22 protein-coding genes and 1 pseudogene are annotated in these 21,549 nt (G+C 65.5%); 10 read left to right on the top strand and 13 right to left on the bottom strand.

Going from position 1 to position 21,549, the window contains the following annotated elements; all coding sequences use genetic code 11:
* Position 1 precedes the first annotated feature (1 nt).
* Entirely contained in the window at positions 2-142 is a 141-nt protein-coding gene (locus ATO4_RS18325) for a hypothetical protein (RefSeq protein ID WP_210191098.1), read from the bottom strand.
* 18 nt (positions 143-160) lie between these two features.
* On the opposite strand from ATO4_RS18325, the gene ATO4_RS18330 reads away from it, so the two are divergent.
* Positions 161-1,690: an MFS transporter gene (locus ATO4_RS18330; protein WP_083593010.1), complete on the top strand. Its 1,530-nt coding sequence runs from the start codon at positions 161-163 to the stop codon at positions 1,688-1,690.
* A gap of 195 nt (positions 1,691-1,885) precedes the next feature.
* Here ATO4_RS18330 and ATO4_RS28740 read toward each other — a convergent pair whose 3' ends face one another.
* Both ATO4_RS28740 and ATO4_RS18335 read right to left on the bottom strand, forming a co-directional pair.
* Positions 1,886-2,017, bottom strand: coding sequence for a hypothetical protein (locus ATO4_RS28740; RefSeq protein ID WP_280940509.1), 132 nt, complete (start codon positions 2,015-2,017; stop codon positions 1,886-1,888).
* A gap of 485 nt (positions 2,018-2,502) precedes the next feature.
* Complete coding sequence (locus ATO4_RS18335) at positions 2,503-3,315, bottom strand: class I SAM-dependent methyltransferase (protein ID WP_083592987.1); 813 nt, start codon at positions 3,313-3,315, stop codon at positions 2,503-2,505.
* A 116-nt stretch (positions 3,316-3,431) separates the two neighbouring features.
* Between ATO4_RS18335 and ATO4_RS18340 the strand changes: the two genes are divergently transcribed.
* The 4 genes from ATO4_RS18340 (at position 3,432) to ATO4_RS18355 (ending at position 7,413) form a co-directional block, all read left to right on the top strand.
* Positions 3,432-4,544, top strand: coding sequence for an ABC transporter substrate-binding protein (locus tag ATO4_RS18340; RefSeq protein WP_245308824.1), 1,113 nt, complete (start codon positions 3,432-3,434; stop codon positions 4,542-4,544).
* Positions 4,541-5,608 carry an iron ABC transporter permease gene (locus tag ATO4_RS18345; RefSeq protein WP_083592989.1) on the top strand — a complete coding sequence of 356 codons (1,068 nt, stop codon included), beginning with the start codon at positions 4,541-4,543 and terminating at the stop codon, positions 5,606-5,608. Before ATO4_RS18340 ends, ATO4_RS18345 begins: the two co-directional genes overlap by 4 nt.
* A complete protein-coding gene (locus ATO4_RS18350) occupies positions 5,602-6,354 on the top strand; it encodes an ABC transporter ATP-binding protein (protein ID WP_083592990.1) in 753 nt (250 codons plus the stop codon). Before ATO4_RS18345 ends, ATO4_RS18350 begins: the two co-directional genes overlap by 7 nt.
* A 147-nt stretch (positions 6,355-6,501) precedes the next feature.
* Complete coding sequence (locus ATO4_RS18355; RefSeq protein ID WP_083592991.1) at positions 6,502-7,413, top strand: DMT family transporter; 912 nt, start codon at positions 6,502-6,504, stop codon at positions 7,411-7,413.
* Between the two features lie 504 nt (positions 7,414-7,917).
* Here the strand turns inward: ATO4_RS18355 and ccoS are convergent.
* From ccoS to ATO4_RS18405, 10 genes are all read right to left on the bottom strand, one after another.
* Positions 7,918-8,073 carry a cbb3-type cytochrome oxidase assembly protein CcoS gene (gene ccoS / locus ATO4_RS18360; RefSeq protein WP_083592992.1) on the bottom strand — a complete coding sequence of 52 codons (156 nt, stop codon included), beginning with the start codon at positions 8,071-8,073 and terminating at the stop codon, positions 7,918-7,920.
* Positions 8,066-10,279, bottom strand: a complete 2,214-nt coding sequence (locus tag ATO4_RS18365; RefSeq protein ID WP_083592993.1) for a heavy metal translocating P-type ATPase — start codon at positions 10,277-10,279, stop codon at positions 8,066-8,068. The genes ccoS and ATO4_RS18365 overlap by 8 nt, the downstream gene beginning before the upstream one ends.
* Positions 10,280-10,299: 20 nt before the next feature.
* Positions 10,300-11,094, bottom strand: a complete 795-nt coding sequence (locus ATO4_RS18370) for a DUF2189 domain-containing protein (RefSeq protein WP_083592994.1) — start codon at positions 11,092-11,094, stop codon at positions 10,300-10,302.
* Positions 11,091-11,327 (bottom strand): hypothetical protein, encoded by a 237-nt coding sequence (locus ATO4_RS18375; protein WP_083592995.1) that lies wholly within the window; start codon positions 11,325-11,327, stop codon positions 11,091-11,093. The genes ATO4_RS18370 and ATO4_RS18375 overlap by 4 nt, the downstream gene beginning before the upstream one ends.
* Positions 11,324-12,199, bottom strand: a complete 876-nt coding sequence (gene ccoP / locus ATO4_RS18380) for a cytochrome-c oxidase, cbb3-type subunit III (RefSeq protein ID WP_083592996.1) — start codon at positions 12,197-12,199, stop codon at positions 11,324-11,326. Before ccoP ends, ATO4_RS18375 begins: the two co-directional genes overlap by 4 nt.
* Complete coding sequence (locus ATO4_RS18385) at positions 12,190-12,360, bottom strand: cbb3-type cytochrome c oxidase subunit 3 (protein WP_083592997.1); 171 nt, start codon at positions 12,358-12,360, stop codon at positions 12,190-12,192. The genes ccoP and ATO4_RS18385 overlap by 10 nt, the downstream gene beginning before the upstream one ends.
* Positions 12,361-12,362: 2 nt before the next feature.
* Positions 12,363-13,097, bottom strand: coding sequence for a cytochrome-c oxidase, cbb3-type subunit II (ccoO, locus tag ATO4_RS18390; RefSeq protein WP_083592998.1), 735 nt, complete (start codon positions 13,095-13,097; stop codon positions 12,363-12,365).
* 3 nt (positions 13,098-13,100) lie between these two features.
* The gene (ccoN, locus tag ATO4_RS18395) at positions 13,101-14,762 is read right to left on the bottom strand and encodes a cytochrome-c oxidase, cbb3-type subunit I (protein ID WP_083592999.1); all 1,662 of its coding nucleotides are present in this window, start codon (positions 14,760-14,762) and stop codon (positions 13,101-13,103) included.
* A 262-nt stretch (positions 14,763-15,024) separates the two neighbouring features.
* Positions 15,025-16,791, bottom strand: a complete 1,767-nt coding sequence (locus ATO4_RS18400; protein ID WP_083593000.1) for a hypothetical protein — start codon at positions 16,789-16,791, stop codon at positions 15,025-15,027.
* 160 nt (positions 16,792-16,951) lie between these two features.
* On the bottom strand, positions 16,952-17,176 hold the full coding sequence (locus ATO4_RS18405; protein ID WP_083593001.1) for a hypothetical protein: 225 nt from the start codon (positions 17,174-17,176) through the stop codon (positions 16,952-16,954).
* An 86-nt stretch (positions 17,177-17,262) separates the two neighbouring features.
* Here ATO4_RS18405 and ATO4_RS18410 point away from each other — a divergent pair, with 86 nt between their 5' ends.
* The 5 genes and pseudogenes from ATO4_RS18410 to ATO4_RS18430 all read left to right on the top strand — a co-directional run.
* Positions 17,263-18,243 carry an HlyD family secretion protein gene (locus tag ATO4_RS18410; RefSeq protein WP_245308826.1) on the top strand — a complete coding sequence of 327 codons (981 nt, stop codon included), beginning with the start codon at positions 17,263-17,265 and terminating at the stop codon, positions 18,241-18,243.
* 1 nt (position 18,244) lies between these two features.
* Positions 18,245-19,450: an ABC transporter permease gene (locus ATO4_RS18415; protein WP_083593003.1), complete on the top strand. Its 1,206-nt coding sequence runs from the start codon at positions 18,245-18,247 to the stop codon at positions 19,448-19,450.
* The gene (locus tag ATO4_RS18420) at positions 19,447-20,598 is read left to right on the top strand and encodes an ABC transporter permease (RefSeq protein WP_139802537.1); all 1,152 of its coding nucleotides are present in this window, start codon (positions 19,447-19,449) and stop codon (positions 20,596-20,598) included. Before ATO4_RS18415 ends, ATO4_RS18420 begins: the two co-directional genes overlap by 4 nt.
* A gap of 179 nt (positions 20,599-20,777) precedes the next feature.
* On the top strand, positions 20,778-21,185 hold the full coding sequence (locus ATO4_RS18425) for a hypothetical protein (protein WP_083593012.1): 408 nt from the start codon (positions 20,778-20,780) through the stop codon (positions 21,183-21,185).
* A 91-nt stretch (positions 21,186-21,276) separates the two neighbouring features.
* Positions 21,277-21,549, top strand: a pseudogene (locus tag ATO4_RS18430) (haloacid dehalogenase type II); the annotation flags it as partial.

Raw genomic sequence — 21,549 nt, forward strand, 5'->3', positions numbered from 1 at the left:
ATCAGCTTCCGGCTGTGCCGTCCGTGGGCGTCACGAGGGCGGCAATGTCCGCGAACATGTCGCGCCATTCGGCCTCGTCGATGTCCATGAGGCCGAAAAAGCGCAGCATGTAGGCACCTTCGGTGGCCCGTGCCGATTCCATGAATTGAAGGCCTTCGTCATGACCACGACCCCCACCAGGAACCGCTGGCTGGTGCTGGCGATCCTGTCCAGCGCCCTGCTCCTCATCACCATCGACGTCACCGTCCTCTGCGTGGCCCTGCCGCGACTGACGGCAGCGCTGTCTGCCTCGGCCTCTCAGAAGCTCTGGATCGTCAACGCCTATCCACTGGTCATGGCGGGCCTCCTGCCCGGTCTCGGCACTCTCGGGGACCGACTTGGCCACAAGCGCCTGTTCCTGACGGGCCTCGCCGTTTTCGGCGTGGCCTCGCTCCTTGCGGCTTTCGCCCCGAGCCCGGCCATGCTGATCGCGGCCCGCGTGCTCCTCGCCGTGGGCGCCGCGGCGATGATGCCGGCAACCCTTTCGATCATCCGGCTGACCTTCGAGGACGAGGGGGAGCGATCCTTCGCCATCGGCGTCTGGGCTGCCGTCGCCTCCGGCGGTGCGGCGCTCGGTCCGGTCTTCGGCGGCCTGATTCTGGAACACTTCTGGTGGGGCGCGGTCTTCCTCATCAACGTGCCGGTCGTCGTGCTCGCGCTGGGGCTGGCAGCATGGCTGATGCCGAGCCGCCCGGGCCAGGCCGCGCGCCCGTGGGACCTCGTCGGATCGGTGCAGGTGCTGATCGGTCTCGTGGCGCTCGCCTATGCGGTGAAGGAGGTCGCCAAGCGCGACGCGTCCTTGAGCCATGCAGCCCTGACGCTCGCGATCGGGCTCGCCGCTTTCGTCCTCTTCAAGCGGCGCCAGGATCACCTGACGCACAAGCTGATCGACTTCTCGCTGTTCCGGGATCATGGCTTCTCGGCGGGCGTCACCGCCGCGCTCGTCTCGATGCTGTCGCTGATCGGCTTCGAGCTCGTCCTGTCCCTGCGCCTTCAGGTCGTCCTAGGCCTGATGCCGCTAGAGGCGGGTCTCTTCATCCTGCCCATCCCGCTTGCGGCCCTCGTGACGGGGCCGATCGCTGGCGCCCTGGCGCCTCGGCTCGGGGCGATGAACCTCCTCTGGGGCGGTCTGTTCCTGGCCGGCGTCGGCCTCGCCCTGTCGGGGCTCAGCTACGACGCGCCCCTCCTATGGCAGATTCCCGGCTTCGCCCTCCTTGGATCCGGCCTCGGCGCCACGATGACTGCCGCCTCCGGGGTCATCATGGCGAGCGCCCCGGCCGACCGGGCGGGCATGGCCGCCTCGATCGAGGAGGTGTCCTTCGAGCTCGGCGGCGCGATCGGCATCGCGATCCTGGGGAGCGTACTGACGGCCGTCTACGGCGCGTCGCTCGCGGTCCCCGCCGGATCGAGTGTTCCGCTCACGATCCTCGACAGCCTCGACGAGGCGCTGGCAGCAGCTGCGACCCTGCCGGAAGCCGAGGCCGACGCGCTGCGTGAGGCCGCCTTCGCCGCGTTCGACCAGGCCGTCATCGCCGTCATCGCCTTGGCCGCCGCCCTGACACTGGCGACCGCACTCGCGATCTGGATCGTGGGAAGGCGGGGCAGGATGCGCGCGCGGTCTTTGCAAGGATATTACGTGGGTAAGATTTGATCTTCCGGAAGGACGGCCTCCGCGGTGCTCAGGACGCAGAGGATGGCCAAGGGTCCGACCACCTCGGGGGGTGTCTCCGCGCCTGTCGGGAGCGGTCCGCCGCCGGAAAGCCAGAGGTCTTCGAGGACCCATGCAGCCGCATCCCGGTTGCCTCAGGACCGGCACGTCCCATGAAGCGTCCTGCCGGGCCCGGCGTCACCGCAGCCAGAACGGTTCGTCGAAGCGCGAGATATCGTGGTGTTTCTGCTGGTAGATCACGAGGTTGGAGAACAGCACTGCGAAGACACCGACGACGATGCAGAGGATGAAGAAATTTCGGACGATCATGAGCGGCCTCCTGTTTCGCAGGTGCCTACTGCGCAAAGGTCGCCGCAGTGCCCAGGATCGGTGGAGGTTGCGTGAAGAGTTTCCGCCCATCGACGGCGTCAAGGGTTCATGGGGAATCCGAGCAAACCGCGTCGACCACTGGCCACAGCCCGAAACACCGCCCCGATGGTCGCCGCACGGGTCTTCGAGCTTTCGCTCTTCTTGCGGATTGTCGACGTTCGGGTTGTGCGGATTGCCGCTGAACGGTCGGCCAGGGGAAGGGTTTCGGATGCCGGCGTCGGTCGTCGCCGTGATCGCGGTCGACTGTCATCCGTCAGTTGATGTTGCACGGTCTCAGCATGGCGCGGGCCCCGGATCGCGCTCAGCGCAACGAGCGTATCTCTGCCTTGGAGTGGTACCCTGCCCGTCCGCCTCTGGCGGCGAGGGTCGTAAAGCTTGCCAATGGTCGACCGAAGTGGCGCCTTCCGCACGCCACCGTGTTGAATTCACGGCGCGACCTTCACCGCCCTGATCGCGTAGCGGTGCTGTATCTGCCTTGCCAGCCCTTTTGCAAACGGCATGTTTCGCGCCTGCGCGCGGTGGATGTCTCCCAGACGCGTGTCAATGCGGATGTCGACGAACCCCGTCTGCGCCAGCATGGCCGCGATGCTGTCCGCCCTCGCCCCGTCGTGGAAGTAAACACGGGACAGAATGCTCCGGTGCCATTCGGAAAGTTCAGGCACAAGGGAGGGCGCAGAAGCGCCGGACGCAGCCCAGCGCCGCGCGAGGGTTTCAATGCGGGCAATGACACGCTCCGCGAAACTGAGGCGGACGAAATCGCCGTCCACGATGAGCAGGCTGCCGCCGGGTCGAATGACACGCAGCCACTCGCGAAAACAGGCCGCGGGGTCGACCAGCGTCCACACAAGGTGCCGGCAGACGAGAACGTCGAAGCTGGAATCGGCTTCCAGAATGCGCTCGGCGTCTCCCAGACGAAAATCGATCCGGCGGCCGCGGGCGGCAGCCTTCGCCTTGGCGCGGGCGAGCATCGCTTCGGACCAGTCCAGCCCCGTCACGCGGAAACCGAGATCGTCGAGAAGGTGGGACATCACGCCAGTGCCCGAGGCGAGATCGAGCGCGGTCCGCTCCCCGGCCGGTCCGAGATGGCGCGTCAGAAGTGCGTGCCAGGCGCGACGCTCGGCTTCGGAAAAAATCTCGTGTCCGGGAAACTCGTCGAAGGTTGCTGCACGTTCGGACCAGAACGCCTGGATCTCATCTCGAAGGCCGTAATTGCTCCGCCTCGCCGCACCGTCCGTCATGTCCAATCCACTCTTGAACGTTTCTCAATGATAATTGTTGACCACAATACTCCACTATTTGTAAGAGGCCGCGTCGTCCACCAAGGGGGTTTGGGATGCGGATCGTCCGTCGCGCAATGCTTGCTGCAGTCGCCTGTCTGCCGTTTGTGGTCACCACGGCCCTAGCCGAAACCGTGACAGTCACCGATGTGACCGGTCGCAAGGTCCAGGTCGAGGCGCCCGTCCAGCGGGTCATCCTCGGCGAGGGTCGTCAGATCTACTTCGTGGCGGCGCTCGATCGCGAGGCGCCTTTCCAACACATCGTCGGTTGGCGCGACGATCTCGGAAAGGCCGATCCCGAGACCTATGCGGCCTATCTCGCGAAATATCCGGAGATCGCCAAGCTGCCGACCTTCGGCGGCATGAAGGACGGCACCTTCGACGTCGAGCAGGCCGTGTCGCTCAGGCCCGACGTGATCCTGATGAACGTCGACGCCAAGACGGCGACCGAAGAGGCAGGCTATATCGAGACGCTGGCCAAGGTCGGCATCCCGCTCGTCTACGTCGACTTCCGCGAGAAGCCGATGGTCAACACCGAGCCCTCGATGCGCCTCATCGGCAAGCTGTTCGACAAGGAGGAGGTTGCCAAGGAGTTCATCGACTTCCGTGCCCGGAACATCGCGGCGGTGACTGACGTCCTGGCGAGGGAGAAGCCCGAAGCCCCGCTGGTCTTCATGGAGCGCGCCGGCGGCTACTCCGAAGACTGCTGCATGAGCTTCGGCGACGAGAACTTCGGCAAGATGGTCGAGATCGCCGGCGGCCGGAACCTCGCCAAGGACATCATCCCCGGCACGTTCGGAACGGTGAACCCGGAGCAGATCATCGCCTCGGACCCCGACCAGGTCATCGTCACCGGCGGCAACTGGGGTGCCTACGTCCCGGGCGGCGCCTGGGTGGGCGTCGGCTACGGCGCGGACGAGGCCGAAGCGCGCCGGAAGCTGGAGGCGCTCACCAAGCGCGCCGCCTTCACCGGAACCAAGGCCGTCAAGAACGGCGAATTCCATGCCATCTGGCACCAGTTCTACAACAACCCCTACCAGTTCGTCGCGATCCAGGAGATCGCCAAGTGGCTGCATCCCGAACTCTTCCGCGATCTCGACCCGGAGGCGACGTTCAAGGAATTGCACACCCGCTTCCTGCCGCTGGACTACAAGCCCGGCTATTTCGTGTCGCTGACGGACAAGGAATGAGCGTGATCGCACCAAGCGTGGCAACGATGGATGGTCGGGAGCGCTATCGCGCTCTCGCCCTTCGCCGTATCGCGCTCCTCGGCGCACTTCTCGTCGCGCTCTGCGTCAGTGTCTGCGTGGACATGGCGCTCGGGCCGGCGAACTACACAATCCGGCAGGTCCTCGACGCCCTGTTCGACGCGTCGGCGGTCAGCGACCAGCTTCGGGTCGTGGTGTGGGACATTCGCATGCCGATCGCCCTGATGGCGGTGACCGTCGGCGCGTCGCTGTCAGTCGCGGGTGCGCAGATGCAGACGATCCTGGCCAATCCCCTGGCCAGCCCCTTCACGCTCGGCATCTCGGCCGCGGCATCCTTCGGGGCTGCGCTGGCGCTCGTCATGGGCACCGCCATTCTGCCTGTCGCGATCACCTACATGGTGCCGATCAACGCCTTCCTGATGGCCATGGCCGCGGCGATGTTCATTCACTTCGCCTCCACCATGCGCGGCGTCACGGTGGAGACGATCGTGCTGCTCGGCATAGCGCTGGTCTTCACCTTCAACGCGCTCCTGTCGCTGCTCGAATACCTCGCCTCCGAGCAGGCGCTTGCTGCCGTCGTTTTCTGGACCATGGGCAGCCTTACCAAGGCCACCTGGGGCAAGGTCGCGATCACGGCGCTCGTTCTCGTCGTTACCCTCCCCCTCTTCGCTCGCCAGGCATGGTCGCTCACGGCGCTGCGCCTGGGCGAGGACAAGGCGGCGAGCTTCGGCGTCGACGTGCGGCGCCTGCGCCTGACCACCATGATGACGGTCAGCCTTCTGGCCGCGATCCCCGTGTCCTTCGTCGGAACCATCGGCTTCGTCGGTTTGGTCGGCCCGCACATGGCGCGCATGCTCGTCGGCGAGGACCAGCGGTTCTTCCTGCCCGCCTCGGTGCTCTGCGGAGCCCTGCTCCTCTCGGTGACGTCGGTCGTGTCCAAGACGCTGCTGCCGGGCGCGATCCTGCCGATCGGAGTCATCACCGCGCTGGTCGGCGTTCCCTTCTTCTTCCTGCTGATCTTCACGAGCCGGAAACGCGCATGGTAGCGATCGCCCTCGAAGGCCTCGGCGCCCGATACGGTCGGAGCACGATCCTCTCCGACGTCCAAACCGGCACGCTGCCCGGCGGATCGCTGACGGCGGTGATCGGACCTAACGCGGCCGGCAAGTCGACCCTCTTCAAGCGCATCGCGGGGCTCGTCGCGGGGCCGGGAACGGTTCACCTGACCGGTGCGAAGGGTGAGGATGCCGTCCGCTACATGCCCCAGGACACGGGCGGGAACGCAGTTCTAACCGTCTACGAGTCCGTGCTCCTCGCAGCCAAGCAGGGATCCGGCTGGCGAGTGGCCGACGAAGAACTCGCGGAGATCGACGCGATCCTCGCCGCGCTCCAGATCGGCGAGCTGTCGTTTCGCGGTCTCGGCGAGCTGTCTGGCGGCCAGCGCCAACTCGTCTCGATCGCCCAGGCCCTGGTGCGCAGGCCGCACGTGCTCCTGATGGACGAGCCGACCTCTGCGCTCGATCTCTACCGCCAGATCGAGGTGCTGGACTTCATGCAGCGGCGCGCTGGAGAGACGGGCATGGCGGTGCTGATCGCGCTGCACGACCTCAATCATGCGCTGCGCTACTGCGCGCATACGATCGTCATCGCCGATGGACGCATGCGGGCGGGCGGCGCGACGGCCGAGGTCATCACGCCGACGATGCTGCGCGAGATCTATCGCGTCGAGGCACGCGTCGAGACCTGCTCGCGGGGGCGGCCGTACCTCGTCGTCGACAAGACCGCGGCATGATCCCATGCCGCTTCGCTGTCCCGCCCGGATCGACTTCGATCGCATCGCTGATCGGGTTCAAGCCCTCATGAGGCGGAGGGACCCGGTCAGGCCTATGGTCGGGACAAGCATTGGGTTCTGCGGCCCTGAGAGTTCAGCGGGCAGCCGATGAGCGCCGCCAGCGCGGAGCCGCGCAGCCGTCCTTCCGGCGAAGTCCTCGGGATCATCCTGCGCATCGGATCCACACTCGCCTTCGCGGCGATGGGAACCTGCATCAAGGCCCTGGGCGATACAGTGGCGCTCGGGCAGGTGGTCTTCTTTCGGTCGGCGGTGGCGCTCGTGCCCCTGGTGCTGTTCCTGGCCTGGTCCGGCGACTTCCCGCGGGGCTTGGCGACCCGCCGTCCGTTCGGCCATGTCGCCCGCTCGCTTCTCGGCGCCTGCGCGATGTTTACATCGTTCGCCACGATCCGCCTTCTTCCTTTCGCGGAGGCGGCGCTGCTGTCCTATCTCGCGCCGGTGATGCTGACGCTTCTGGGATGGGCGCTCCTGGGCGAGAGCCTGAACCGACGGCGGATCGGCGGCGTCGCCCTGGGGTTGGCCGGTGGCGCGGCGTTCTGCCTGCCGGCCTTGTCGGGAACCTTCGCCGAGGGCGTTCTCCTCGGCTTCATCCTCGGGCTTGCGACGGCGTTCCTGACGGCGGGCGCGTTGATCCAGGTCCGCCGCCTGACGCTGGCCGGCGAGAGTGCGGGCGCGATCGCCTTCTGGTTTGCGGTCGTGTCGGCCGTCGGCGGTCTGATGACCCTTCCCGCGGGCTGGGTCATGCCCGACGCGCCGCAAACGGCGCTGCTGGTCGGCGCGGGGGTCGCCGGCGGCGTCGCCCATATCCTGATGACGCTGTCGTTCCGTCACGCCGAAGCCGCGGCGCTGGCGCCCTTCGAATATCTCTCGATCCTCTGGGCGGGCGTCGCGGGCGTCGTCGTCTTCGGCGAGGTTCCGAATTGGGCTTTCCTGTTCGCCGCCCCGCTGATCCTCGCTGGATCCTTCGTCGCCACTCCGAAGAATCGGAGAAGGCGAGCTTGAGGCTGGCGACTGAGCGCCGTCTCGCAAGAAACTCGAACGCCGCAACGTTTCGGGTAGAGCGTCGGCTTTCGAGCACCCTGGCAGTGCGGCGCGGCGGCGATTTCGGGTCGGAAGTCGTCGCTGGCGATGGGACACTGAAATGGCAGCTACCTTCTCTGTCCGATCCAGACCAGACGGCCAGCTTCCGGCCCATGGTACCCCGTGCCCGTCGACGTATCACGAGCGCCGCCCGCCAACGCGATCCATCGCGCCGGCCCGCCCGGGACCGGCGCGACGCCGACCTCTGCGCCGAGAACCGCCGCGTCTTCGAGGCGAACGTCGGCATCTCCGGGGTTCGCAAGCACGCTTGCCTGCCGTTGGCCCGATGCGTGGAGTTCTGCAGGACTTTGCGCAAAGCAACGGCGGATCGCGCCCTGGATACCGCTCATGATCCTGCGGCGACTCGCATCCACATCGCGCGAGCAGACGGGCGACGCCTTGGCACGGGACGTCGTCGCCTGATGATCACGAAAGAGGGCGCTGCCGGTCGTCGTGAATTACGCGCTCGGCTGCGCCGGCGAGGTCCTCGTACTGGTTGCTCGCAAGGCTCCAGATAAAGGCGGCCAGCGCGGTGGCGCTCAGGATGATCGCCAGCGGCACGAGAAACAGTGCGTCAGCCATCCTGCGTCTCCGGTCGCCGTGACGACGTCAGTCTCAGCGCATTCAGGACGACGATCAGTGAAGATGTGGACATCGCGACGGCCGCCAAGAGTGGCGTCAGGAAGCCGGCGACCGCGACGGGCACGGCCACCAGATTGTAGGCGACGGAGAGCGCGAAGTTCTGCCGGATCAGGCGTGCACTGCGCAAGGCAATGCGATGAGCCAGCGGAATGGCCGCAAGGGTCTCGTGAAGGAAGATCAGATCGGCCGCGGTTCGACCGACATCCGATGCGGAAGCCGGCGCGATCGAGACATGCGCGCTCGCAAGCGCCGCGGCATCGTTCAACCCGTCCCCGACCATCAGCACCGTGCGCCCCTGCCGCTTGCGCTCTTCCAGATGTCGGACCTTGTCCGCCGGCATTGCTTCGGCCTGGAACTCGAGCCCCAGACGCGCCGCCAGCTCGGCCACGGGGGATGGCCGATCCCCCGACAGCATCTCGATGGCAAGCCCGCATGCCTTCAGATCCGAAATCGCGTCCGCAGCGCCTGGACGCAGCCGCTCGCGGAAGCGGAAGCTTCCAAGCGGCTCTGCGTCGCGGCTGAGAACGACGCTGACCTCCGGACCGGCAGCGTTCGCGGGTGCCGCCCAGCCGGGGCGGCCAAGCCGGAAGACGGCGCTTTCGATCCGCGCCTCGAGTCCGGAGCCGGGCTGCTCCGTCACGGTCTCGGGTTCGACGTGAACCGGGCTCGGACAAGCGGCGGCGATGGCCCGGGAATAGGGATGTCCGGAATGCGCGGCCATGCCGGCGGCGAGCGGCAGCCATGACTCCTGCTCCCGTGCCTCCGCCTCGGTCCAAACAGGTTCGGGAACGCCCATCGTCAGGGTGCCGGTCTTGTCGAACACCACGGTGTCGATCTCGGCCAGCCGCTCCAGAGCGCTGCCGTCCTTGATCAGGATACCGCTGCGAAACAGCCGTCCGGCGGCCACCACCTGCACCATCGGCACGGCAAGCCCGAGCGCGCAGGGACAGGTGATGATCAAGACGGCGATGGCCGTGGTCAGCGCCTGATAAAGATCGGCGCCGATCGCAAGCCAGCCGATGAGCGTGAGGGCCGCCGCGGCATGCACCACCGGGGCATAGAGCGCCGAGGCGCGGTCCGCGATGCGCCGGTAGAGGCCACGGCCGGATTCGGCCGCCTCCATCATCCGCGTCATATCGGCCAGAAAGGACTGGCTGGAGGGGCGCAAGGCCTCAAGACACAGCGGTGCGCTTAGATTGAGCACGCCGGCCTGCAACTCGTCGCCGACCGAAACGGCTACAGGAGCGCTTTCACCACTGACGAGCGCGCGGTCCACCTCCGACCTGCCGCGGTCGATGCGTGCGTCGACGGGCACACGCTGCCCGGCAGCGACGGCCAGCATCATCCCGGGCATCACCTCCGTCAGGGGAATGTCCCGGCGCGTTCCGTCCGGTTCGACCAGGGTGGCGGCGGGCGAGACGAGTTGGGCAATGCCGGCGACGGCGCTGCGTGCCCTCGCCCGCATCAGGTGATCCAGGGTGCGGCCGATCAGCAGGAAGAAGAGGAGTGAAACGGCGGCATCGAAATAGGCATGCGGCCCGTCCTGCGCCGTTTCCCAGACGCTGAGACCGAAGGTCAGCGTCACGCCGATCGAGATCGGCACGTCCATGTTCGTGCGGCCATGTCGAAGCGCTTGCCAGGCGGAACGGTAGAAGACCTGGCCGGAATAGAGGACGGCCGGCAGCGCAATCAGCCCGGACAGCAGGTGAAAATACTGCCGCGTCTGCGGATCGGCTCCGAACCACACGGCAAATGAGAACAGCATGATGTTGCTGGATGCGAAGGCGGCAACCGCGAGCGCACGCAACAGGACCCGGAGATCCGCATCGTACTGCCTGTCCGGCAGTTCGGCGGCATGGGCCGGAAAGCCGATCCCGTCCAGCGTCTCGATCAGCGCCGGCGGCGGGCCGACGTCGCTCCATTCCACAGCCACCCTCTTCGTCGAGAGATTGGCCCTTGCAAGGGTCACGCCCGGCAGCGCGGCCAGTGCTGTTTCCACCCGCCGCATGCAGGCGCCGCAGTGCATCGACGGCACGACCAGCTCTGCCCGCCGGCGGGATCCCGGCCCGGCCTGATGGCGGCTGTGGAACAACAGGTCGCGCGCCCGCTCGGCGGGCGGGACGGTGCGATCGAGGGTCAGTGACATGGTGCGCTCCCCGGACCCGTTCAGGGGAGCGGCCTGAGCGCGCGGTAGCTGTGCCAGCTACCGTGCCCGAGAACCGGAAAGACCACGATCAGCGGTAGCAGGCCGAACGCTGCGCTCAACGCAACGAGCGCCGACACGATCGCCGCCCAGGCCAGCATGACCTTCAGATTGTGCCAGACGAGGACAAGACTGGTGCCCATCGCCGTCATGGCGTCGGAATGCTCCTGCAGCAGCATGGGAAGCGACAGCGCGCCGATGGCGAAGGAAAGGGCGGCGAACAGGCCGCCGACCGCGCTGCCGACCACCAGCATGGCCCAGCCGGTCGGCGACAGGACCAGCACAGGCACCAGATGCGCGAGGCCCGGAAAGGGCAGAAGGCCGAAGAACAGAGCATACAGGATGACGGCGGCCCTCAACCAGACCATCATCAGCAAGCAGAGCAGGACACCGGCGAACAGCACCTGATAGCCGGAGGCCGGCCGCACGAAGATCATGTCCCGGAGACGCACGGGCAGGCCGAGGGACAGGCGTTTGCTCTTCTCGTAGAGACCCATGGCAAGCACCGGACCGATCACCATGAGGCCCGACAATGCGGGAAACAGGATGTAGTCGGCGCCGTGGGCAACCAGCGACCAGAGGGCGCCGACAAGGAACATCCAAACGAGAAGCCCGTAGCAGAGGCTGAGGTAGGGGCTGTGCATCAGGTCGCGCCAGCCGCTGCGCAGCCAGCGAATGGCCTCGTTCGTCGGCAGGTTTCGCGCCCAGGGATCGTTGGCGGGTTCGGCCGGCAGGACTTGCGGAAGGGTATCGTTCATCGGTCACTCCGCGGCTGCTCGGAGGGTATGGGCGGGCTGCAGGCGGATGCGGCCGCGGCATAGGCTTGGTTGTCGTGGCTCTCCCCGATCCGCCGATGGGGAACGCAGTCCGGTTGCGAGGCGAGCGAGACATAGACGAGATGCGCATTGGCGGCGCAGAGGAGCGCGATCAGCCCCGCCACGGCCAGGATCACGACGACGCGGCTCTCTGCCGCTTCGGCTGACGCGCTCATGGCGTCCGCGCCCTGATGTCGGCGAGATAGGCAGCCATCAGCTTGACGTTGCGTGCGCCGAGACGGGCCTCCCAGTTGGGCATCTGGCCCTGTCGTCCGTACCACACGGTCTTGAAGATCGTCTGGAGATCGCCTCCATAGAGCCAGGTCGTGTCGGTCAGGTTTGGTGCGCCGATTTCGGTATCGCCACGGGCATCCTCGCCATGGCAGGCGGAACACTGCGCGCTGAACGTCTCTGCGCCGTCGGGATGGGCAAGGTTTGCGGCGGCGATTCCATCGCGGCCGAGATCGTGAACATAGGCGACGACCGCATCCACTTCGCCTCGGCTGAGAATGCCGTCCCGGCCGAAGGCCGGCATCTGCGCGGTTCGGGTTTCCGGGTGGACGGAATTGACGCCGACGCGGATGGTTTCCTGCATGGCCTCGAAACTGTCACCCCAATTCAGCGCGCCGGCGGCGAGATTGGGAAATCCGGCATTCCCCGTCGCATGGATGCCGTGGCATGCGGCGCAGTTCTGGCCGAAGAGAAGGTGGCCGGCCTCGCGGATCTCCTGCATCACCGCTTCGTCGGCCGCAAGGACGGCGTAACCCTCCCGGTCCAGTGCCTCGTGCCAAGGCCCCCGATCCGCGGCAATGCGGGCGAGATCGCGATTGACAGCCTGGCGGTCGTCATAGCCCAGGAGACCCTTCGTATAGGTGGTGCCCAGCGGCAGCGCCGGCATCAGCAGCCAGTAGATCAGGCCGACGGCGGTAGTGAGGATCAGGAACACATAGACGATGCGCGGCACCGGCGTGTTGAGTTCCTTGATGCCGTTCCATTCGTGCCCGGTGGTGAGGTAACCCGTCACCGGATCGCGTTCACCTAGCGCCATGGCCCGTCCTCCCGCTTGAGGATCGCGACGGATGCGTCGCGGAACTCCTTCTGGCGGGCCGGCCAGAAGGTGTAGGCGACAACCACCATCGACAGGATCACCAGATAGACGAGGCCGAAGGTCTTGGCGGCCCAGACCATTGTTTCGTGAGAGAGGTCCATGGTCACTCCAGGTCCTTGCCAAGGCTATCGTTGCCGGCGGCATCGGTCAGCCGTCCGAGGATCTGCAGATAGGCCACCAGCCCATCCATCTCGGTCAGGCGACCGGGCGTGCCGTCGAAGGCGCGGACGGTCGTCGCCTCGCCATAGCGCGCCGTCAGCTCCTTCACCCGTCCGGTGTCGGGTCTGGCCTGCGCATAGGCGTCCTTGGCGGCGTTGCGGATCATGTCCGGCGTATAGGGAACGCCAACGGCGCGTTGGGCCGCCAGTTGGTCGGAGAGGTCGTCGACGCGCAGATCATTCTCCATCAGCCAGCCATAGGCGGGCATGATCGAAACGGGTACGACGTCGCGGGGATCGAGGAGATGGCGGACGTGCCACTCATCGGAATACTTGCCGCCGAGGCGGGCGATGTCCGGGCCCGTGCGCTTCGAACCCCACAGCATCGGATGATCGTATTTCGACTCCACGGCCAGGCTGTAATGGCCGTACCGCTCCACCTCGTCGCGCAAGGTGCGGATCATCTGCGAATGGCAGGCATAGCAGCCCTCGCGCATGTAGATGTTGCGGCCGGCAAGCTCCAGCGGCGTATAGACCCGCATGTCGGGTGCCGCCTCGACGGTCTGGTCGATCGTAAAGAGCGGCGCGATCTCCACGAGGCCGCCGATGCTGGCGGCCGCGATGATGGCGAGCGTCATGCCGATGGCCCGTCGTTCCAGCCTGTAATGAAGTTTGAACATGCTCTACTCCACCGGCTGTATGGCCGCATCGCCCAGCGCGCCGCGGAGCGGCTTCATCGAAGCGGCTTCCGGCGCCGGTGCGGCAAAGCGGATCGTGAGATAAAGGTTGAGACAGCCCGCCAGCGCACCGAGCAGGAACAGCAGCCCACCGACGGCGCGGGCGATGTAGTAGGGCCGCATGGCCACGACGGAATCGAGGAAGGTGTAGGCCAGATTGCCGTTTTCGGTATAGGTGCGCCACATCAGCCCCTGGATGATGCCGGCATTCCAGAGGGCGAAGACGTAGACCGCCGTCCCCGCGAGCGCGAGCCAGAAGTGCAGTTCCACGAGGGCAGAGGAGTACATGCGCTCGCGCTTCCACAGCCAGGGGATCGAGGCATAGAGTGACCCGAAGGTGATCATGGCCACCCAGCCGAGCGCGCCGGCATGCACATGGCCGACCGTCCAGTCCGTGTAGTGGGAGAGCGCATTGACGGAGCGGATCGCCATGAACGAGCCCTCGAAGGTGGTGAGCCCGTAGAACACGGCGGCGATCATCATGAAGCGCAGCGTCGCATCGTCCCGGACCTTGTGCCAGGCGCCGTTCAACGTCAGCAGCGCATTGGCTGCCGAGCTCCAGGAGGGGACCAGAAGAACGAGCGAGAAGGTCATGCCCAGCGTCTGCACCCACTGCGGCAGTGCCGTGTGATGCAGGTGGTGCGACCCCACCCACATATACATGAAGGTGATACCCCAGAAGCTGATGATCGACAGGCGGTAAGAGAAGATCGGCCGCCCGGCGCGGATCGGCAGGTAATAATACAGCATGCCGAGAAAGCCTGACGTGAGGAAGAAGGCCACGGCATTGTGACCGTACCACCATTCCGTCAGGGCATCCTGCACGCCGGAAAACAGCGAATGGCTCTTGGCGCTGAGGAAGGAGACCGGCACGGCGAGATTGTTGACGATGTGCAGCATCGCCACCACCAGAATGAAGGCCATGTAATACCAGTTGGCCACATAGATGTGGGGCTCCTCGCGACGCGCCAACGTGCGCAGATAGAGCACGAAATAGACGGTCCAGACGATCACCAGCCACAGATCGGCATACCATTCCGGCTCGGCATATTCCTTGGACTGGGTGATGCCGAGCATGTAGCCGGTGACGGCCAGCAGGCAGAAGAGGTTGTAGCCGATCAGCACGAACCAGGGGCTCAACTGGTCCGGCAGGCGCACGCGGCAGGTGCGCTGCATGACGTAGAACGAGGTGGCGATCAGCCCGTTGCCGCCGAAGCCGAAGATGACGCCCGTGGTGTGGACGGGCCGAAGGCGCCCGAAGCTCGACCAGGCGCCGTCTGTCGTCCAGGTCGGCTCGACCATCAGCCAGGCCACCCAGTCGCCGACGAACATGGCGAAGGCTGCCCAGACGAAGGTCAGAATGACGCCGACCTTGGTCGGATCATCATAATAGGTGCTGAAACGCTCGGCGGACGGCTCGGGGTCATCAAGACGCGCCATGATGGGGAATGCGAGGGCGAGCGCCAGCGCCATGACGAGAGCGCCATGCACGGCTATCGGATCGCCGTGTCCGGCCGCTGCAAAGAACAGCCCGACGAGCGCCATCACGAGCAGGATGAGCAACGCGCCCTGGCGCTCGCCGGTTGTCAAGGTCGAGATCACCTGCATGTCTTTCCGGTTGGCTGCACAGGTTGCCCGTCGCAGAAACACCGGCCTGCCGGGGACTGGTCCTGCTCCCGGCGCAACGGTCGCCCGTCTCGTCCCAAGGACGAGGCGAAGCCGAAGGTCCGGGCCAAGGCCGGCACAAGGCTGAGGATGCGAGGGCAGGCAGGTGCTTTGCGGGGGTGGACAGGCGCTCTCTTACGGGCGCCGCCATGCAGCCGGAAGTGATACGAGGTTCAGCTCACGGTTAGCTGACGCGTCACGCGGCTCACGCCGTCAGGGCACTCGGCGCGCTCAAGTCGCCCACCAGGACCCGAAACCGCTCGTGATGGCGGATCTGGTCGAAGCGCTTGTCCATTCGGACCCAGACGGTCGACAGTTCTCGGTGCTGATAGGCGAGATCGAGATAGCGGATGCTCGAATCGACGTCGCCGACGGAGCAAGCGAGAGTGGCGTGGGCAAAACGGCTGGCCTTCATGTTGCCAGCCTCCAGAAGCGCGAGGGCCCGCCTGGGCGCGCCCAGCCACGCTTCCAGCTCTGCCCTGGCAAACACGAGCAGCGGATGCGTCATCATCATGTTGCCGAGCGGCTGCAGAGCCCGGTGGGCGAATTCCGGATTGCCGGCGAAGTGGGCGCCGAGAGCCATGTAGAACAAGGCTTCCATGGGCGCGTTGCGCAGAGCGACGGCGGCGGCGGCCTCCGAGAGTTTGGGGAAATCTCGTGCGTGGAAGCGGCTCAACGCCTCCGCAATGTCCTGTTGCTGCGAGAAGGGCTCGATCCGTCTTGCCTCGGCGAACAGCCGCTCGGATTCATCCTCCCGGCCACGCGCCGCAAGGTAGGTTCCGAAAACCCGCGCGGTTCGGGCATGGTAGCCGTAGTTCATCGCGGTGTTGAAACTGGCCTCGGCTGCCGCCCAGTCCCGCTCCAGCCAGGCCTGGACCACCCCCAGAGAAGTCAGGGCTTCGGCGGATTGGGGATCGATTTCGAGCGCTTTTCCGACCGCTGGACGCGCAAAGGATCGAGCCGTGGCCACATCGACCATTCCGATCCGGAACATGTCGCAATAGCAATCCGCAATGCCGGAATGGCCCCGCGCATAATCGGCCGCATCTTCAGCGATCGTCGAGAAGATGGCGAGGGATTGCCGCAGACTCTCCGGCACCTGTCGATCGAGCAGCTGGCGCGCCTTGTATAACTGACCATGTGCCTGAACCGCAGCGGGCCGTGGCTTCACCTGGCGCGCACGCAATCTGGATGTGTCGAACCTGTGACGGCTGACAACCGTGGTGGCAATTCGTTCCGGCAGGTCCGCATGTTGAAGGACGGAGCCTTCGAAACGATCGGAGGTGACGACCACGCCGCGGGGATCGGAGACTTCGATCGTCACGCGGATGATGTCCGCGTGTTCGCGCACCGTGCCCTGGATCACCGCGTCGACCCCGAGTTCCGCAGCCAGATCTCGTATCGACGGCTGCTTGTCCTTGTAGGCGAAGGTCGTCGCGCGCGACAGAATGCTCATCCCGGGTTCGGAACCGAACGAGAAGATCAGCTCGTCCGTGATGATATCGGCGAATTCCTGAGTGGCCGCGTCGCCGGACACCGGACGGAAGGGCAGTACGGCGATCACCGCGCCGGGCCCGATCTGGAAGATGTCCTGGCCTGGTGGCTGATGCAGGGGTGAAGCATCGCGCGCGCCGGAATTCAGGACGAAAGCCGGCACATAGGTTCCCGTCGGTATCATGATCCTGATCGGGTCCGATTGCCCATAGAGGCGGCTGTGTTCCTCCAGCTTCTTGCGCAACCGTCTCGCCTCCACGCGGACGGTCGAATCGATGCGTGGATCATAAGGGGGCTCACGCTCATAAACGGCATTGCCGATCACCGCCTCCTTCAGATCCGCTGCCCGTCCGTTGAGTGTTTCTTCCACCATGTAACTGAGCAGTTCGATCAGTCGCTCCGAACCTGAAAACGCCGGGCTTCTGCGCAGCAGGTTCATCTGCTCCCGTATGGCCGAAGCTGGCAGGTCGGTCTTCATGAAATACTCGTTCGAACAAAGGTTTAGATGCGGCGCCCGCGGATCATTCGCTGTCATCGGCAGAACTGCTGAGGGGACTCGATCCCCAAGCTCGCTTCCCTCGAACGATGTGAGCCCGGTGCACTCACGTAAGGCTCACTTCCGTTACTGCACTTGGATATCATTTTTGCGCCAACTTCAACATCAGCAGGCGGCGTGGCAACGAGGTGCGCGGACGCGGCAAGAACCTCTCCTGGATGCGGTGACGGCCGAAGCGGATGACGTTCGTCACTCTTCGGTGGATGCGCACCCAGACATTGCATCGGGCCGGCGACCATTGGATCAGGGCAGCGACGTTCTTGCGGGCAATCGGCCGCTCGGCGCGGCGGTTGTCGCGCACGTCCACCGGATGGGATCGTCCGGCCGCCAATCTGCTGGCGCTTGCCCCGAGCACACACGGTCATTCGCGCTTTCTTTGAAAGGTTCTTGATGATGACGAGTAAACTCGGCGCGGTACTCGGCGTCGCAAGCATCGCAGGTCTTGCCGGGCTGTTGTGGTTCGCCACCCGCCCCCCGGATCTGATCGTGCAGGGAGAGGTCTCCGCGGATCGCGTCGACGTCAGCCCACGCGTCTCCGGTCGTGTCGCCAAACTGAATGCGGATGTCGGCGATACGATGAAGCAGGGAGCCGTGATCGCCCAGCTGGAAAGCCCGCAACTGGTTGCGGCCATGCTGGCGACGCAAGCGGCGCTAGCCGTGGCGAAGGCGGATCTGGATCGTGTGACCAGCACGCGTCCCGAGGTGATCGAAGCGCACGAGGCCGAAGTGCGCGCCGCCGATGCGGACGTCGTGCTCTACCTCTCCGACAAGGATCGCCAGACCAAGCTGGTGGAAACCAACGCTGCTTCACAGGCGCGGCTCGAGCAGTCCAGCCGCAATCTTGAGTCGGCGCTGCGGGCCCGCGAGGCGGCACAAGCCAATCTCGATCTGGCGATTGCCGGTGCCAGCAAGGAAGAGCGGGCGCTGGCACGGACGAAGGTCGAGCAGGCCGAAGCCACGCTGAACCAGCAACAGACAGACGTCAAAGAACTGACCATCTTTGCACCCATCGAAGGACAAGTGACCACGCGGGTGGCTGAACGGGGCGAGAACTTCAGTGCCGGTGCGCCTATTTACTCGATCGTCGACATCGCCCATCCCTGGTTAACCTTCAACCTGCGCGAAGATCTGCTGAAGGGTCTGAAGGTTGGTGACAGCCTGTCCGTCATGGTGCCGGCACTCGAGAATGCGAGGGTGAACGCAAGGGTGACCGTGATCAACGCCCAGGGGCAGTACGCGACTTGGCGGGCGACCCGCGCCACCGGTGATTTCGACCTGAGGACCTTCGAGGTGCGCGCCCAGCCGGTGGAGCCGGTGGAGGGATTGCGGCCCGGTATGAGCGCCATCCTCACCTGGCCTCGACCGGAGCGATGACATGCGCGGAAAGGGCAGCCTGCGCCCCGGTCTTCGGCTCGTCTTCGTGCGGGAACTCGGACAGTTCCGCAAGTATCCCGTCCTGCTCGCCCTGACGGTCGTGCTACCGCTCTTCCTGATGGGCATCCTGTCTGCCGTGTTCAGCCAGGGCCTTGCGACCCGGCTTCCGATCGCAGTTCTCAATCTGGATGGCGGTGATCTCTCCCGCACGATCATCCGCACCATCGAGGCGACACCGGACACGGCGGTGACCCGGACTGTCAGCGACCTTGCCGAGGGGCGACGCCTCATTCTGTCCGGCCGGGTGCATGGTCTGCTGATGATCCCCGACGATCTCGAGCGTGACGTCTTTGCCGGTCGTCGTCCCGAAGTGGTGTTCTTCTACAACACCCAGACCATGACTCCCGGGCTCCTGACCTTGCGCGGCGTCAATGCTGCCCTTGCCGGCGTGGAAGGCGGCATCCGGCTGTCTCTGCGGACAGAGCGCGGCCAACCCGTCGACGTCGCGCAAGCCTCGCTGTCTCCCATCCCCGTCCAGATCAATCCCTTGTTCAACCCGACGCTCAACTACAGCCATTTCCTGCTGGCGGCGCTTCTGCCAGCCGTACTGCAGATCATTGTCGCCACATCGACCGCCTATGCCGTGGGGCGCGATGTGGAAACCCGCCATCGCCTGCGCGTGCTGCGTCGGCTGGGCGGCGGTCTGTGGCCGGCGGTGTTCGGCAAGCTGTTGCCTTATACGCTGGTATTCCTGTTTGTCCTGGGCATCGCGGACCTCGTTCTCTTCCTGTGGTTCAAGATGCCGCTCAGAGGCGACCGGATGCTGCTGTTGCTTGCAGGCACGCTCTTCATTCTGGCAAACCAGCTTTTCGGCGCCCTTCTGGCCGTCGTGCTTCGCTCGACGGCCACCGCGATCAGCATCGCCTCGCTGGTCACGGCGCCGGCCTTCGGTTTCATGGGGATCGGATTTCCCAGATTCGGCATGACGCCCTTTGCCTTCTACTGGGGCGAGGCACTGCCGGGCACCTGGTATCTGACGGCGCGAATCGACCAGACGTTGCGCGGCACGCCGGCGGATCTGTCGCTGCGGCCGCTGGCGGTATTGCTGTTCATGGTCGTCCTTCTTGCCACATTGACGGCCGTCTGCCTGCAACGCCCCGGCGCCAAACGGCAAACGGCGGACCGTGCCCTGGAGGCTGCATCGTGAGCGGCGTCCTGTTCATCTGCCAGATGGAGTTGCGGCGGATCCTGACGCTGCGACCGGTCTTTTCGGTGATGATCCTCGCCATCGTCATCTATGCCGCCTTCTATCCGCAGCCCTACCGCACCGAAGCCCTTCGGAACGTACCGATCGCGCTCGTCGATCTTGATGGTAGTGACAGTAGCCGCACCTTCGCCCGCAGGCTCGACGCCTCCGCCGATGTGGCGATCGTCGCGGCCCTGCCCGATGTCGCGACGGCGCAGCGCGAGGTCTTTGCGCGAAGTCTCCATGGCATTCTGGTCATCCCGACATTCTTCGAGCGCGACCTTCTGCATGGTCGGCCAGCACCTCTCGCTCTCTATGCCGATGCCAGCTACTTCCTGCTCTACAGCCGCATTTCGGGTGCCGTTACGGCCCTTGCCCGGACCATGGGCGCGGAAGTCGAGGCGAAGCGCCTTGTCGCTGCCCATGTCGATCCGGATCTGGCCGCAGCAGCGACGGACCCGATGCCGCTCACCGCGATCCCCCTCTTCAATCCGCAGAGCGGATATGCGACCTATATCCTGCCGGCCGCCTTCGTGCTGTTGCTGCAGCAGACACTTCTGATTGGCGTGAGCCTGCTCGGCACCTACCCGAGCGAATGGGAGCAGGGGGCGCGTGACAGGAAGATTGGCGCCGTCGATCGCGTCATCGGTCGTCTGTCGGCCTATCTGGTGGTCGAGGCGTTCGCCTTCGCCTTTTACCTCATCGTCCTGCCCTATCTCTACGGCATTCCGCGTCTCGGCTCCATCGGGCCGATGGCGGCCGTAGCCTTCCCCTTCTTTCTGGCCGTATGCGGTCTTGGCATGCTGATGGCCCGGTTGCTGCGCAATCCTGTCCTCGTGCAACTCGTTGCCGCGGGTCTCGGCATGCCCTTGATCTTTCTGGCGGGCTTTGCCTGGCCAGCCGAGGCCATGCCGGAGATGCTGAAGAAGGCAGCCCTCGCCATCCCCAGCACGAGCGCCATCAACGCCCTGGTCAATCTGGGCCAGTTGGGGGCAAGCCTGCAGGACGTGGGGCCACATGTCCTCACCCTGTCGAGCCTCGCCGTCATTTATTGCGGGCTGGCGGTGCTCCTCGAACCAAGAGCAGGCACGGACCAAAGCTCGAGCTGAACTGTCTGCGCTGGCTGCGTCCCGTGCAGTCCCGTTCGGGCACGCTCTCCGCTCGCCGCTCAAGGACGGGAAATCCGAGGCCGGGATGGGCGCCGTCCCGAGACCGTCACCGGTCGCCGTCGGCTTCATCGTTTCACGAAAGGCAAGGCGTGTCCCCGATCGATCTTGCAGACAATGCCATGGCCCAACTTGCGGGCATGAGCCTGCTGTTCATCGTCACGAACTGGATCCTGTTCCGAAACAGGAAGGTGCTGCTGCTGCAGGCCAAGTCGATCGTGGTCTGTTCGCGGCCTCCAGCGAGGGTGTTCCGCAAGGCGGCGTCCTGGCGTCATTGCGAGACGACGGGAACGCGCGGCCGGACGGTGACGCTGAAGGTGAAATACGCCGACTTCCGGCAGATCACCCGCGCCCTCTCCTCTCCCCAGCCCATCACGTCTCGGATGTGCATCGAGCGGGCGGCATTCCGGCTGCTCTGCGAGCTTCCGGCGGATCCTCGCGGCGTCCGGCTGCTCGGGGTGACATTGTCGGGACTGACGACCGAAGTTTCGATGCGAACCGAAAGGGTCCAGCTCGCGTTGCCTCTCTGATGCAAGGGCGACGCTACCCGGCACGGGGACGACCCTGCCTTGCATGACCCGCAGGCCGTCACTGAGACGGCCAAGCAACCGAGAGGGCGCGATGGTAGAAGACCCGTTCGATGAGGTGGCCTTTCTCGGCTTCGACGTTTTTGGCACGGTCGTCGACTGGCGCTCGAGCGTCACGCGGTTGGCCGAGCCCTTCCTCCGGCGTCACGGTGTTCGGGTGGATCCATACCAGTTCGCCGACGAGTGGCGCGCGCTCTACCAGCCCGCCATGGAGCGCGTGCGGTCGGGGACACGCCCGTGGGTGAAGCTCGACGTTCTCAACCGCGAGAATCTGGAGACGGTGCTCGCGCGCCACGGAGTAGACGTC

This window comes from Aurantimonas sp. 22II-16-19i, from assembly GCF_002088275.1.
Lineage (GTDB): Bacteria > Pseudomonadota > Alphaproteobacteria > Rhizobiales > Rhizobiaceae > Jiella.